Raw genomic sequence first — 14,557 nt, 5'->3', positions numbered from 1 at the left:
AAGATGAAATCACTATTTGATACAGTTTCTTTTAAATGTAGTAAGTTGGTAACCAAAAACTACAGCACATCCTTCTCGCTGGCGGTAAATATGTTATCACCAAGCATTAGAGATGGTATTCACAGTATTTATGGATTTGTTCGTTTTGCAGACGAAATTGTCGACTCATTTCATGATTACGACAAAGAAAACCTCATAAGCGATTTTGAAAAAGAATATTACAAAGCCATTGAGAACGGAATTAGTTTAAACCCAATTCTAAACTCCTTTCAACATACTGTAAAACAATATAATATTACAGATGATCTTGTTCAGGCATTTTTAAAAAGCATGAAACTCGATCTCATTAAATCAAATTACGACACACAAACAGAATACGAAGATTACATATATGGTTCTGCCGATGTTGTGGGTCTAATGTGCCTGAAAGTTTTTGTAAAAGGAAACAATCAAAAATATGAACAGCTTAAACACGAAGCAATGAGACTGGGATCGGCTTTTCAGAAAGTAAACTTTCTTCGGGATCTAAAAGATGATAATTTGGTTTTAAACCGAAATTATTTTCCGGGCGTTGATTTAAAATCTTTTGATGAAAATGCAAAAACCGCCATCATCAAAGAAATTGAAGAAGATTTCAGAATTGCTTATCAGGGAATTGTAAAATTGCCTATCGAAGCAAAGTTTGGAGTTTATACAGCTTATGTTTATTACAAAAAGCTCCTCAAAAAACTTAAAAATACACCTTATTATGAAATTGGAAATTCAAGAATAAGAGTTTCAAATTATACAAAAGCCGGGCTTTTAGCACAATCTTTTGTAACTTACAAATTAAAATTGGTCTAGTTTTTTTACATCAAAACAATTCAACAAATACAAAATGATTTCTTTTTTAATCTTTTTAGGTGTTTTTTTATTCATGGAATGCATTACCTGGCTTACGCATAAGTACATTATGCACGGTCTAATGTGGTATTTCCATGCAGATCATCATCAGCCCAAATACGAAAATACTTTTGAGCGCAATGATATTTTCTTTGTCATTTTTGCTATTCCAAGTATAACTCTTTTTTATTTTGGAGTTCAGGGCGGATTCAACTATTTATTTTTTATCGCCTGTGGTGTTACACTTTACGGGATATGCTATTTTTTAATTCACGATGTTTTGATTCATCAGCGTTTTAAGTGGTTTAAAAACACCAAAAACAAATACCTCATCGGTTTACGAAAAGCACATAAAATACATCATAAACATTTAGGAAAAGAGCACGGAGAATGTTTCGGAATGCTCTTTGTGCCTTTCAAATATTATAAAATGTAGTATAATTTGGGCGTTCCCGCAGAAAAAGCGGGCGGGTTTTCCGTTCCCGCTTTTTTGCAGCAGGCAGAAAAAGCCTGCCACAAAAAGAGCTCCACTACAACCCCTAACGCAAACGTGTCTTCAAGAACAATTCGTAATAATTAATTTCATGAAAGTATATAAATTAGAAACAGTTCAGCATTTAAACACTACAATTGAAGAATGTTGGGACTTTTTCTCAAGTCCAAAAAATCTTCAAACCATAACGCCTAAGGATATGACTTTTGAAATTCAGGATTATGACGGTAAACGTATGTATCCCGGACAAGTTATCACCTATACGCTAAAACCTCTTCTCGGCATCAAAATTAACTGGATGACGATCATTACAGTTTCTGAAGAAAACAAATACTTTGTTGACGAACAGCGTTTTGGCCCGTATGCACTATGGCATCACAAACATTTTTTTGAGCCAACAGAAAATGGGACAAAAATGACAGATATAGTTCATTATGCATTGCCTTTAGGATTTCTGGGCCGCATCATGAATACTTTGGTAGTTAAAAACAAACTGAAAAACATCTTTGATTATCGTCGCACTATAATCGATGGATTATTCAAAGCTAAAGCATAAATTATTTTTTTGCCACAGATTTTAAGATTTAAAAGATTATATCTAAAATTAGCCACGAATTCACGAATTAAAATAACTGAAAAATTCGTGAATTCGTGGCAAAAAAAAGAGAATCAATAAAATGACAAAACAAAAAGTTACTTTTTTCTGGTTTCGACGTGATTTACGTTTAGAAGATAATACAGGATTATTTGAAGCCTTACAATCTGATTTTCCCGTAATTCCGTTATTTATTTTTGACGATGAAATTTTAGAAAATCTTCCTAAAAATGATGCGCGAGTAAATTTTATTTATGTTTCACTTCAAAAAATAAATGCTCAACTTTCAGAATTTGGCACTTCACTTTTAATTAAAAAAGGAAAAACACTTCTGGTTTGGCAATCACTTCTGGAAGAATTCGATATTCAAAAAGTATTCTTCAATAAAGATTATGAACCTTTTGCTATCAAAAGAGATTTGGCAGTTTCTTCTTTATTAAAAGAAAATAATATCGAAACTTTTTCATTTAAAGATCACGTCATTTTTGAAGAAAAAGAAATTACAAAAGCAGATGGGCTTCCGTACACGATTTACACACCATACAAAAACAAATGGCTGGAAAAATACCATCTTTCAGGACAAGCCCCAGAATATGAAACAAAAGCTTTATTAAAAAATTTTGCAAAAAATCAGTTTACGTTTCCAAAATTAGCAGCAATAGGTTTTGAAGAAAGCATTATAAAAGTACTTCCTCATAATTTAACTCAAATTGCCAATTATAAAGAAACTCGCGATTTTCCGGCTTTGGACAGCACATCGTATCTTTCGCCACATTTACGTTTTGGAACAGTTAGTATTCGAAAATTAGTAAATTGGGCAAACAAGAAAAATCAAACGTTTTTAAGTGAATTAATCTGGAGAGAATTTTTCATTCAGATTCTCTTTAGTTTTCCCAATGTTGTAAATCACAATTTCAAATCGGCTTACGACGGAATTCAGTGGCGCAATAACGAAGACGATTTTAAACGCTGGTGTTTCGGAACGACAGGTTACCCCATGGTCGATGCAGGAATGCGTCAGCTTAACGAAACCGGATATATGCACAATCGTGTACGAATGGTTGTAGCAAGCTTTTTATGCAAGCATTTACTAATTAACTGGCAATGGGGCGAAGCTTATTTTGCAGAGAAATTATTAGATTTTGAATTGGCTTCAAACGTAGGAAACTGGCAATGGGCTGCCGGAACAGGTTGCGATGCTGCACCATATTTCAGAGTATTTAATCCCGAAATTCAACAAAAGAAATTTGACGAAAAAGGAATCTACATTCGCAAATGGATTCCTGAATTTGATCTGGGGTACAATGAACCAATGGTTGATCATGCCTTTGCAAGGGATCGCGCTATTGCAACTTATAAGGAGGGAATCATTAAATAAATTCCAAAAGTAAAAAGTAAAATTTCAATATAAAAATTCCAAAATTCCAATTATTTAGCGACTAGATACCTTTGCCAAAAGTTTAAACTAGACAAAGTTTTAAAACTTTGACAAAGATCTCCATAATTGGAATTTGGAATTTATCCCGATGCTTCGGGATTGGGATTTTATATTCCTAGTATTTCAAATAATTATCTACTTTAATCTTTGCCTTTAAATCGAACATTAAATTATACAAACCAAAGAAAGTACGGTTCATATAAATAAAGTGTTTTGAACCGCGATTTCCGTTCATTTTTTTGAGATTGGTATCGTTAGAAAAGCGTTCGCCTAATTTGGCAATATTTTCAAAGAAAGTTTCATCTGCAAAATCAAATGTTTCTTCCTGAAAAGGTTTTGTGAAAAGTGACAATAAATCATGAAACATCTCTGTAAAATATTCAATTTCCGAAGGTAAATCGTCCGGGCGAAGAATTTCTAACTCAAACAATTTTTCATTAAAAAGAGCTGGATCTGTAATCACGTTTTTATTGATCAACTCAAAATAAGGCACGTAAAAGTCTGTCGGAATTTGTTTCATACAGCCAAAATCCAAAGCAATCAGATTATTTTGATCATCTACCAAAAAATTTCCCGGATGTGGATCTGCGTGAACTTTCCTAAGAACATGAATTTGATACATATAAAAATCCCAAAGTGCCTGCCCAATTTTATCCGCAACGTCACGATTTGTATTAATGGCGGTAAACTCAGAAAGATGAATTCCTGTCATCCAATCCATCGTAATAATTTTCTCTGATGAAAACTCAGGATAATAATTCGGAAAAAGTATACCTTCTATCTTACTGCAAGCTTCTACAACTTCTTTACTTTGTTCCAGTTCTAATAAATAATTCGTTTCTTCTATCAGTTTATCTTCAACTTCCTTAAAATATTTATCAGAATCTTTCCCCTGCAAATTAAACATTCTGATTGCAATAGGTTTAACCAAAGCCAAATCTGAAGAAATACTATTGGCAACACCTGGATATTGAATTTTAACGGCTAGCTTTTTACCATTTTTAGTTGCTAAATGCACTTGCCCAATACTTGCTGCATTTACAGAGTTTGCATTAAACTCATCAAAGATTTCATAAGGTGTTTTCCCAAAATTAGTTTTAAATGTTTTTAAAACCAATGGGGCAGATAATGGCGGAACAGAAAATTGTGAAAGCGAAAATTTCTCTACATAAGCCTGAGGCAAAAAGTTCTTGTCCATACTTAGCATTTGCGCCACTTTAAGTGCGCTTCCTTTTAGGCTTTTTAAACCGTCGTAAATATCTTCAGCATTATTCTCGTTGAGTTTATCGCGGGTTAAATCAGGATTTACTATTTTTTCAGCATAATGTTTAACGTAGTTTACCCCAATTTTGGCACCAGTCTGCACTAGTTTTCCGGCTCTTTCTATCTTTGAGGTTGGTATATAATCTATTGTTTTCATTGTTTGTTGTATATTTTTTCTTTGAAAAGAAATTTTCCGAAATCTAAAAGATGGTTCAATGGCGCAACATTCATTAACTCAAACGAAGCGTTTACAGATTTTTCGATAAAAATATCCGTTTTTTCAAAAGCTGGAGACGCATCATCCATCCAGAATTTAATCGTCATCATTAATTGCAGCCAGGCCGATTCCTGAATTCCTTTTTCCTGAAATTTTTGAAATTTTTCCTGTTCAATTCTATAATCATCTGTCAGGATTTCTGAAACATATTCTTTAAAACTTTCTCGAAGCAATGATAATTGCGAAAGGTTTTTTAAGGGATTTCTATCTATTTTTAATGATTGCAGGACGTAACTTCTGTTGGCAGTCAGTATTTCGAAAAAAGTAAAGTAAAAACTCAACATTTTGTTTTTCATATCATACTCCTGGTAATCTGCATTTTTATGAAGCAAATCAACTGTATTGACAAAAAAGAGCCTGAAAATTTCTTTTTCTAAACCTTCCAATGTTCCAAAAAAAGCATAAAATTCTGTTTCTTCAAAATCATTTTCTTTTGCAAAATGGTATACAGATTTTGGCTTTTGCCCTTTCTCTAAAATCTCATTCATGTATAGCGAAACGATATCTTCTTTGTTGATTATCTTCTTTTTAGTATCCATTTTAATTAATTTAGAATTCGCCTTAAAGGTAAGCAATGTTTAATTATCTTTACTAATCGCTAAACAAGATGCACTGTTAAATATATTATAAATCATGTCCAAAAATGTCTTACTTACCGGCGGATCAGGGTTCATTGGCAAATACTTAACCGAAGTATTAATTGCTAATGGTTTTTCGGTTTCTGTACTAAGCCGCAGTGATCGAAAAAATACTCCTTTAATCACTTATTACAAATGGGATTTAGAAAATGATTTTATCGAGGAAGAAGCTATACTTAAGGCAGATTATATTATTCATTTAGCAGGTGAAGGAATTGTTGAAAAACGATGGACAGAAAAACGAAAAAAAGCAATTCTGGAAAGTAGAACAAAACCGGTCAAACTAATTTTTAATGTTTTAAAGAAGAAAAATAAATCACTGGATGCATTTATTTCGGCTTCGGCGATTGGAATCTACGGCGCATATACCAGCAAACAAATTTGTACCGAAGACCAGCCTCCGGCAAATGACTTTTTAGGAATAACGTGCCAAAATTGGGAAGATGCCGTTGATGAAATTAATTCATTAGGAATTAGAACCGTAAAAGTAAGGACTGGAATTGTTTTTGGAAAAAATGAGGGCTTTCTTAAAAAGATTAATCCATCATTCAAAGCAGGTTTTGGCACTATTTTAGGTTCCGGAAAACAGTATTTGCCCTGGATTCATATTGAAGATCTGTGCCAGATTTATTTAAAAGCTGTCATTGACCCGGAAATGCACGGCGCATATAACGCTGCGATTACAGATAATACTACCAATGGCTCATTTTCTAAAATTCTGGCTAACCTGTACGGATATAAAATCTGGCTCCCAAAAGTACCTGCTTTTTTAATTCGCTTTGCTTTGGGCGAAATGAGTGTTGCTGTTTTGGAAGGACAAAGAGTTTCCTCTGAAAAAATACAACAAACGGGTTTTGAGTTTCAATTTACTGATATCGAAACTGCCCTTTCTCATAGTTTGTCGTGATTTTTTATTTTAAAGTTAAAAGAGCCAATTCCTCATTTCTAATAACTCCGGTTAAACCTGTATTTGCAGTCGATGAGATTTTTGAACCGATTTTCATAGGGATTGAAATATCAAAATCAGATACCAAAATTGGAAAATCAGAATGAATTTGTATTCCTTCATTTACTTTTTTCAATAAGGCTTTTACTTCAATTTCTCTTGATTTTCCGTGTACGGTTAATTTTCCTTTTATTAAATATTCCTTTTCGGCGTCATCAATATCTTTAATATCAAATTTTGCAATTTTTCCTTTAAAAACGGCTTTAGGATAACGATGGCTCTCTAAATAGTTTTCATTAAAATGCTCTTGCATTAAATCTAATTTAAATCGAAAATCTCTGATTATAACGGTACAAATAAATGTACTGGTTTTAGGCTCTAAAACTATCACAGCCGATCTATTTACTGCTTTTATTTCTTCAAAAAGAGGAATGGATGCCTCAAAATTTACTGTGGCTGTATTGGTTGTAAATTTTTCCTGAGCATACAAAGAAAATGCAGTAAAAAGCAAAATAAGTAAAGTAGTTCTTTTCATAATCGTCAGCAATTAAACAATTATGTCACTCCATTTTTTAAATTAAAATAGACAACTGAAAGAATCAGTTTTGAAAAATCGAATGGCAGTTATTCCGTTAAATATAGCAACTTATATATACACTTAAAGTTACGTAATTTTCCGGAGCTTAGTCGCTGGTATTATGCTAAATATTTGTGAAATGTTTTTGCTCTTGAAATGTAGAGTGAGGCAGAAATATTGGTGATGAAGTATTGTCTCTACGAGACACTTTGAAGTGGATATGTGTGTTTCAAAGTATCCCGTAGGAACTATATGATAATTAATTTGTGAATTAAATTCCTATCCTTCAACTTCGGTACAAATTTCAATTAAAAAACCATCAAGATCTCTCACATACGCTACAACTTGACCCCACGGTTTTTGTGTTGGTTCTTTTACCAATATTGCGCCAAACGAAGTTGCTTTTTGTACAAGTTCAGACACATCATCGGTTATAAAACCTATTTCTATTGCAAAAGGTTTGTGTTCTAAACTGCTTTCGACAAAACCATCTTCTAAATTTTGTGCTGCCAGTTTTTTTGATGCAAATGAAAGCGTAGTTTCGCCAGTAATCAATTCACCATAATCATTATCAGGTGTAATAAATTTTCTTGAAAAACCAAAAACGTTTTCATAAAACACAACCGACTTTTCTACATCTTCTACATATAATATTGTATAACCAAATTTGACCATTTCTCTGCTTTTTTTAATTTTTAATAATAGATTTCAATTTACAAAAATCATTTTAAATAGAATTATCCTATTTCTAACAAAACATTATATTTATCTAAACTTGCCAAATCTTCTATAGAATTTACATTCGTAATTTTTGCATGATCTTCTAATTCTTTTTTAGCTTCTATTTGTTTGATGCATTTTCTAAATCTGCGTACTTCATCTAAACTGGATAAAATAAGTCCGGGAACCTGCACGCTTTTGCCTTCTTTATCTTTTGCTACCATTGTAAAATAAGACGAAAGACAATGTTTTACGGCTCCGGTTTGAATATTTTCAGCTTCAACACGTATGCCTACAATCATGGAACTACGACCTACATAATTTACAGAAGCCTTCATTGTAACTAATTCCCCCACTTCGATAGGCTTTAAAAAATTCACTGTATCAACTGAAGCCGTAACGCAATAATTACCGCAAAATTTTGATGCCGAAGCAAAGGCAATCTGATCTAATAATTGAAGAATATATCCTCCATGAATTTTACCACTGAAATTGGTATGCGATGGTAACATTAATTCGGAAATACTAATTTTTGATGATGAAACGGGCTTAAAATCTGTAGTCATGTTTTTATTCTGTTTGGTTAAGTTTTAATTTAGGGATTGACTTTCGTCGGTATTTGAGGCTCTTGTAATAATATTTTCCGGAAGCGATTTTTTGGCCTTCGCTCCCATTTTCTTTAATCTTTCTACACTCGAAATTAGATTACCTTTTCCATCAACGAGTTTGTTCATTGCATTCTCATATTCGGTTTTGGTATCTTTTATTTTGTTTCCAATTTTTACTAAATCGGTTACAAAACCTTCAAATTTATCATACAATGCACCGGCCTGTCTTGCAATTTCAAAAGCATTTTCCTGCTGTTTCTGATTGCTCCACATACTATCAATGGTGCGCAAAGTGGCCAATAATGTGGTTGGTGTTACAATTACAATATTGCGATCAAAAGCTCTGTTGTATAACGTAGAATCTTCGTTTAAAGCAATCGCAAAAGCGGGCTCTATTGGTATAAAAAGCAATACAAAATCCGGGCTTTCAATTTGATATAAATCATGGTAATTTTTACTGCCAAGCTGCTCTACGTGTCTTTTAATCGAAAGTACGTGTTCTCTTAAAAAATCACTTTTAAGAATCTCAGACTCTTCGTTGATCCATTTCTCATAGGCTACCAAAGAAACTTTCGAATCGACAATCATTTTCTTTCCGTCTGGTAAATTAATTACAACATCCGGCAAAACGCGCGTTCCTTCTGTATTGGTAAAACTTTGCTGTACTTCGTATTCTCTTCCTTTTTCCAGTCCGGATTTTTCTAAAACACGTTCCAGAACCAGTTCGCCCCAATTTCCCTGCATTTTACTATCGCCTTTCAACGCTTTTGTTAGGTTTAAGGTTTCTTTACTCATTTGAGCATTCATTTCACTTAAACCTAAAATTTGCTGACGTAAAGCAGCATGATAGTCGATACTTTCTTTGTGTGTCTGATCTACTTTTTGCTCAAAAACATGAATTTTATCCTGTAAAGGCAACAAGATACTTTTCATATTTTCATTGTTTTGTTCTGTAAATTTTGCCGATTTTTCTTCGAGAATTTTATTCGCCAAATTTTCAAATTCTTTGGTGAATTTTTCCTGAAGCTCTGTTATTTCAGCTTTTTGTTCTTTATGCCTTTCCCATAAATTTTCAAAATCTACTTCTTTCTTTGAAAGCTGAATGGCGAGACTATCCTTTTCGGTTCTGATATTTTCTTTTTCCAGATTATTTTGCTGCAAAAGTCTTTCAAAATTTTTTCTGTCATTTTCAAATTGCTCTTTCTGCAATTGATACTGATTTACATTGGCATTTAATCTTTCTTCCAAGCTAATTTTTTCAGATTGAAATTTAGCCGAAAACAATATTCTTCCAAAGTAAATACCTAGTAACAATGCGATTATAAAAACCAATAAAAATGGAAGGAAGTCGAACATAACTAAGTTGTTTTTTAAGTAAAAGTACGCAATAATACGTAGTCCCGAATTTTAAAATTTAAATTTCACGAATTATTATCAATTCAAAATTAAACAAACATTCTGAACCATTTTTCAAAAAAATACGCTCAAAAAAAACCGTTCTACGCAACCTTTTTAAAAGATGATTATCTATTAAATATAACCTATTAAAAAAATATCATGAAAAAAATAATGCTTGGCTTATTTATAGCTTTTGGAATTAGTGCCTGCTCCCTTAACAACGATGATTTTAATACAGATTGCGGACCTGATGTAAATGTGCCTTTTACAGGATTTCCTCTTTTATGTAATTATAGTGTAAAAAATATGCCTAATAACCCTCAGGCTATTTATATAGATACTCAGGAAAGTATGGATAAGGCATTTACAAAGCATGAAAACACTTGTCCTGTTGCCAGTGATCCGAATATTGATTTTACAAAAAACCATTTAGTTGGGGTTTATGCCGGAGCAAAACCAACAAGCGGATATGAAATTAAAGTCACTTCTATGTATGAAAATAGCTGTCAAATGATTATCACCTTTTATGAAAAAAGCCCACAGGCAGGTGAACAAATTACACAAACACCAACTTATCCTTCAGACTTTATTTTAATTCCTGCAACTAAAAAACCACTTGTTTTTATCAAAACTTCAGAGTCTCCAGATAATATTATTATTGGAAACATTGGCAGCATTCGTAATTTCTATCAATTAAATGATTTTAACATTCTTAAATTTCAGGATGTTGCTTACGGAAGTTATAGTTTTGAGCAATACAAATATACCAGCACAATAAAAAGAGGCGAATATACTTTGTTCTTAAAAAATGTTCCAGCTGAAATTTTAAATATTAAAGGTCAGACTAAAACGTACGGTGCTCCGGATACTGCAGATCAGGGCGGCGTTTATTTTCAAATGCGTCAGGCAGGAACTGTTACTAAAATTTTCATTGATACTTATGATACTGCAGATCAAAGTGACGCTATAAAACTTTTCAAAAAAGCCATTCAGGATAAAATTACAAGTTTAAAATAATCCGATTATGAAAAGAATTTTATTGTTTTTTATTGCCTTTTGTCTTTTTTCAAGCTTTTGTGCTACAGAAAAGACAATAAATTCCAATGCGATAGTAAATACCTGGATTTGGGAAAAATCTATTGGAGGAACCAATAATCCTTACACGGCTACACCAAAAACAAGTGGATTTACTAAAAAAGTAGTTTTTACTTCTGATGGAAGGGTGATCACGTATAAAAATGATGTAGAGATTAGAAACAGCAGCTATGAAATTGGAAAAGGCCTTGGTGCAGCAGATAATCTGGAACATGACCTTATTTCGTTTGAAGGTAAAACTTATGTAATCGAAAAGCTTGATAATCAAAACCTAACCATTTTAAGCAATAACTCAGACGCTACTCGTACTATTTTTAAAAGATAGCTAAATGAGTTAAAAAAAGCTAATTTTGCCAAAACAAATCTAACCACTTTTTGAAAGACGATTTAGAAAAATATATTCGCCAATGCATGCAAAATGAACGAGAGGGACAACTGAAAATTTATCAGTTGTTCTCTCCGGTTTTGTATGGCATTTGCTTAAAATATATGAAAAACGAAGATGATGCAAAGGATGTTTTTCAGGAAGCATTTATTGTTGTTTTTCAAAAAATAAATCAGTTTAAGTTTGAAGGAAGTTTTGAAGGCTGGATGAAGCGAATTTTTATAAACAAACTCATTGAGACTTTAAATAAAAAGAAAAAAGAAAGTTTCTTTTTGGATGTTTTTGATCCTGATACCGATTTTATTGAAGAACAGGAACTGGATATCCCGCCAATAGAACAAGAAAAACTGTTAGAATATATTCGGGATTTACCAGATCAATACAGGACGGTTTTTAACTTGTATGTTTTTGAAAAAATGAAACATAAGGAAATAGCCGAATTACTAAAGATTTCAGAAGGAACATCAAAATCAAATTTAAACAGGGCCAAGCGCATTTTGCAAAAGAGAATTTTGAGCATAAAAAATTTTAAGACAGCATGAAAAAGCAAAATATAGAAGATATTTTTTCATCAATGGAAAACTTTTCAAGTGTTCCGCCTCCTGAATTATGGAGTCAGATTGAAGAAAAACTAGACAAACCAAAAAAGAAAAAAAGAGCGATTCTTTGGTGGTCTGCTGCCGCATGCTTGTTATTGGGTTTAATGCTCCCAACTGTTTTACATTTTAGTTCTGATGCAGGAATCAAAACTATTGATAATAGCTCTAAAAATAATAATGTTGTTCTGGACGGAAAAAATACAGACTTAAATGATTCAAAAACAAGAAGCATTGAAGAAAACAATATTCAGAAAGATACCATTACCAACAAAATAAAAAGTACAGAAAATGCTGTTGCGCTTGGAAACTCATCTGAAAAAGAAACAAAAAGCATATCAGATCCTTCTAAAATCAATCAAAATCAAAAAACGACAGTCAGTTCAATAAACACCAAAAACAAAAGCAATAAAGAAGGTGTTTTAAATGGGAAATCAAATTTAGAAGTAAATAAACCAAATCAGGCAGTAGCCGAAAAATCATTTGCCCCAAATAATGAGAATGGCTTTAATACCGCTTCTAAAGCTGAAACATTAAACTCTGAAAAAAGAAATTCAAACCAGGCTGTAGCCGGAAAATCTCTTGTTCCGAATAATGAAAATACATTTAATTCGCCTTCTAAATTTCAAACACCAAATATTGAAAAAGTAAAAACAAATCAGGCTGTAGCTGAAAAATCTGTTATCTCCGAGAAAACAAATTCATTTAATTCTGACGTTAAAAATCAATTTTCAAATATTAAAAAAGCAAAAGCAAATCAGGTTGTAGCTGAAAAATCAGTTATCCCAGGTAAAACAAACACCTTTAATTCTGGTTCTAAAAATCAGTTTTCAAACATTGAAAAAGAGAAAACAAATCAGACTGTAGCTGAAAACTCAATTGTTCCAAATAAAACAAATACCTTTAATTCTGGTTCTAAAAATCAGTTTTCTAATATTGAAAATGCAAAAACAAATCAGGCAGTAGCCGAAAAATCAGTTGTTCCGAATAAAACAAATTCCATTAATTCTGGTTCTAAAAATCAAAAGCCTTCTTCTATTTTTGAAAATAAACTGAATTTAAAAAACGAGAACAATCTGGCTTCAAATCCTTTTAATTCAGCATTAAATAAAGATCAAAAAACAAATACGGCTGCAAAAGGATTTAAAAACGAAATCATAACAAACGAAAGAGCTATTGCTGATAATCAAAAAAGCACTTCAAAATTTGGTGATGCGTTAAGCAAACAAGATTCAGTTCAGTTAGCAGAACTTCAAAATTTAGAAAAAGGTATTGTTGCCGTAACTCCCGAAACTAAAAAAGAAAAAGAAGATAAAGCTATTGCTAAAAATGAAAAATGGGCTGTGGAAGTTTTTGCCGGAGTTGCCAATTCTGAAAATTATAAAAATGAAAAAACTTTGGGCAACGTAAACGATTCTAAACAAAGTAACAGTTACGGTGTAAAAACGAAATATAAAATCAATAAAAAGTGGGCCGTAAGTTCTGGTGTAAAATTCAATGAATTGGGTCAGAGTATTGCCAATGTTTCTTATATGAGAACTACAAATGCATTTTTGACTTCCAGCGATTATTTCAACCAAAATGCAACGGTAGCAACTTCTCATATTACAAATAATGCCAATTATATATTTGTACCTACTAATACAATAACGGCATTAAAAAGTGATAATGTCGAAAAAGGAAAACTGGATCAGAATTTAAGATATCTTGAGGTACCATTAGAGGTTTCATATTCTATTTTTAATAAAAACAAAACCAATATTAGTTTAAATACAGGCGGATTTGTAGGTAAATTAATTTCAAATGATATGGCTTTAAATGGCAGCTCTATTGGCGAAAATGTAAACGCAAACGATTATGTATATGGCTCACTATTAAGTACTACTGTACAATATCGCATCTATAAAAAAACAAATGTTTTTGTTGAGCCTGCTATGAATTATTATATAAATCCTTTAAGCGAACAGTCTTTCAACCAATTTCAATGGGGGTTAAATTTTGGTTTGAATGTTTCCTTTTAGAGTTCTTTTTGTTGTACTTTTCAAGAAAAATAACAACAAATTAGCATTCTTAAAATGGCAATCAAAAATAACTGGATCAACACAAAACTATTCCCTAACGATTTAATTATTGCCAAAGAATTGGTTTATGATTATTGTAATTTTGAATGTACTGAACCTCAACCAGAAGCAGAAAGTCAGGATTATAATGCATACGATTTTCAAATTGAAGGCCGTACTATTAAATTTAGAACGGCAAAAATTACGCCTACAAAAACAGGGCAATTTGTAACTTTATGGAAACGAAATAAAACCGGAATTATTGAACCTTTTGATTTTTCTGATGCTATTGATTTTGTGATTGTAAGTGTTATAAAAAATGATTTATCAGGTCAATTTATTTTCCCGAAATCAATTTTGTTACAAAAGGGAATTTTTTCGACTGCTGCAAAGGAAGGAATACGCGCCACGAGAGTTTATCCGCCCTGGGACGAAACTTCGAGCAAACAAGCTCAAAAAACGCAAAAATGGCAATTGGATTATTTCTGTGAAATATCACCGAAAACAGATTTCGATAAAATCAAAAAATTACTGCTTTTATAAAATACAAAAAAGGCTGTCTGAGATTCAGACAGCCTTTTTTTAA

The 14,557-nt window shown here is 32.2% G+C and carries 16 protein-coding genes; 10 read left to right on the top strand and 6 right to left on the bottom strand.

Going from position 1 to position 14,557, the window contains the following annotated elements; translation table 11 throughout:
* Positions 1 to 3: 3 nt before the first annotated feature.
* From RT99_RS24275 to RT99_RS24260, 4 genes are all read left to right on the top strand, one after another.
* Positions 4 to 843 (top strand): phytoene/squalene synthase family protein, encoded by an 840-nt coding sequence (locus tag RT99_RS24275; protein WP_042567342.1) that lies wholly within the window; start codon positions 4 to 6, stop codon positions 841 to 843.
* Between the two features lie 34 nt (positions 844 to 877).
* Positions 878 to 1,318 (top strand): sterol desaturase family protein, encoded by a 441-nt coding sequence (locus tag RT99_RS24270; protein ID WP_042567341.1) that lies wholly within the window; start codon positions 878 to 880, stop codon positions 1,316 to 1,318.
* A 148-nt stretch (positions 1,319 to 1,466) separates the two neighbouring features.
* On the top strand, positions 1,467 to 1,931 hold the full coding sequence (locus RT99_RS24265) for an SRPBCC family protein (protein ID WP_042567340.1): 465 nt from the start codon (positions 1,467 to 1,469) through the stop codon (positions 1,929 to 1,931).
* 121 nt (positions 1,932 to 2,052) lie between these two features.
* Complete coding sequence (locus tag RT99_RS24260) at positions 2,053 to 3,348, top strand: deoxyribodipyrimidine photo-lyase (protein WP_042567339.1); 1,296 nt, start codon at positions 2,053 to 2,055, stop codon at positions 3,346 to 3,348.
* Between the two features lie 175 nt (positions 3,349 to 3,523).
* Here the strand turns inward: RT99_RS24260 and RT99_RS24255 are convergent, their stop codons facing one another.
* Positions 3,524 to 4,828 carry an AarF/ABC1/UbiB kinase family protein gene (locus RT99_RS24255; RefSeq protein ID WP_042567338.1) on the bottom strand — a complete coding sequence of 435 codons (1,305 nt, stop codon included), beginning with the start codon at positions 4,826 to 4,828 and terminating at the stop codon, positions 3,524 to 3,526.
* Positions 4,825 to 5,487 carry a TetR family transcriptional regulator C-terminal domain-containing protein gene (locus tag RT99_RS24250; protein WP_042567337.1) on the bottom strand — a complete coding sequence of 221 codons (663 nt, stop codon included), beginning with the start codon at positions 5,485 to 5,487 and terminating at the stop codon, positions 4,825 to 4,827. Before RT99_RS24250 ends, RT99_RS24255 begins: the two co-directional genes overlap by 4 nt.
* Before the next feature lie 94 nt (positions 5,488 to 5,581).
* Between RT99_RS24250 and RT99_RS24245 the strand changes: the two genes are divergently transcribed.
* The gene (locus RT99_RS24245; protein WP_042567336.1) at positions 5,582 to 6,493 is read left to right on the top strand and encodes a TIGR01777 family oxidoreductase; all 912 of its coding nucleotides are present in this window, start codon (positions 5,582 to 5,584) and stop codon (positions 6,491 to 6,493) included.
* 4 nt (positions 6,494 to 6,497) lie between these two features.
* Here the strand turns inward: RT99_RS24245 and RT99_RS24240 are convergent, their stop codons facing one another.
* The 4 genes from RT99_RS24240 to rmuC form a co-directional block, all read right to left on the bottom strand.
* Positions 6,498 to 7,067: a YceI family protein gene (locus RT99_RS24240; protein ID WP_042567335.1), complete on the bottom strand. Its 570-nt coding sequence runs from the start codon at positions 7,065 to 7,067 to the stop codon at positions 6,498 to 6,500.
* Positions 7,068 to 7,388: 321 nt separating this feature from the next.
* Entirely contained in the window at positions 7,389 to 7,784 is a 396-nt protein-coding gene (locus tag RT99_RS24235) for a VOC family protein (protein WP_042567334.1), read from the bottom strand.
* Between the two features lie 62 nt (positions 7,785 to 7,846).
* Complete coding sequence (locus RT99_RS24230) at positions 7,847 to 8,395, bottom strand: acyl-CoA thioesterase (RefSeq protein WP_042567333.1); 549 nt, start codon at positions 8,393 to 8,395, stop codon at positions 7,847 to 7,849.
* Positions 8,396 to 8,419: 24 nt separating this feature from the next.
* Positions 8,420 to 9,793 carry a DNA recombination protein RmuC gene (gene rmuC, locus RT99_RS24225; RefSeq protein ID WP_042567332.1) on the bottom strand — a complete coding sequence of 458 codons (1,374 nt, stop codon included), beginning with the start codon at positions 9,791 to 9,793 and terminating at the stop codon, positions 8,420 to 8,422.
* 201 nt (positions 9,794 to 9,994) lie between these two features.
* Between rmuC and RT99_RS24220 the strand changes: the two genes are divergently transcribed.
* From RT99_RS24220 to RT99_RS24200, 5 genes are all read left to right on the top strand, one after another.
* Complete coding sequence (locus RT99_RS24220) at positions 9,995 to 10,852, top strand: protease complex subunit PrcB family protein (RefSeq protein WP_042567331.1); 858 nt, start codon at positions 9,995 to 9,997, stop codon at positions 10,850 to 10,852.
* Between the two features lie 7 nt (positions 10,853 to 10,859).
* Complete coding sequence (locus RT99_RS24215) at positions 10,860 to 11,255, top strand: hypothetical protein (RefSeq protein WP_042567330.1); 396 nt, start codon at positions 10,860 to 10,862, stop codon at positions 11,253 to 11,255.
* 86 nt (positions 11,256 to 11,341) lie between these two features.
* Positions 11,342 to 11,857 (top strand): RNA polymerase sigma factor, encoded by a 516-nt coding sequence (locus tag RT99_RS24210; protein WP_256365498.1) that lies wholly within the window; start codon positions 11,342 to 11,344, stop codon positions 11,855 to 11,857.
* A complete protein-coding gene (locus RT99_RS24205) occupies positions 11,854 to 13,932 on the top strand; it encodes a hypothetical protein (RefSeq protein WP_042567328.1) in 2,079 nt (692 codons plus the stop codon). Before RT99_RS24210 ends, RT99_RS24205 begins: the two co-directional genes overlap by 4 nt.
* Before the next feature lie 54 nt (positions 13,933 to 13,986).
* Positions 13,987 to 14,514 carry a MepB family protein gene (locus RT99_RS24200; protein WP_042567327.1) on the top strand — a complete coding sequence of 176 codons (528 nt, stop codon included), beginning with the start codon at positions 13,987 to 13,989 and terminating at the stop codon, positions 14,512 to 14,514.
* Positions 14,515 to 14,557 lie beyond the last annotated feature (43 nt).

Source organism: Flavobacterium sp. MEB061 (genome assembly GCF_000834715.1).
Taxonomy (GTDB): Bacteria; Bacteroidota; Bacteroidia; order Flavobacteriales; family Flavobacteriaceae; genus Flavobacterium; species Flavobacterium pectinovorum.
The sequence above is the reverse complement of the archived record's forward strand: the minus strand, read 5'-3'. Positions and strand labels throughout refer to the sequence as shown.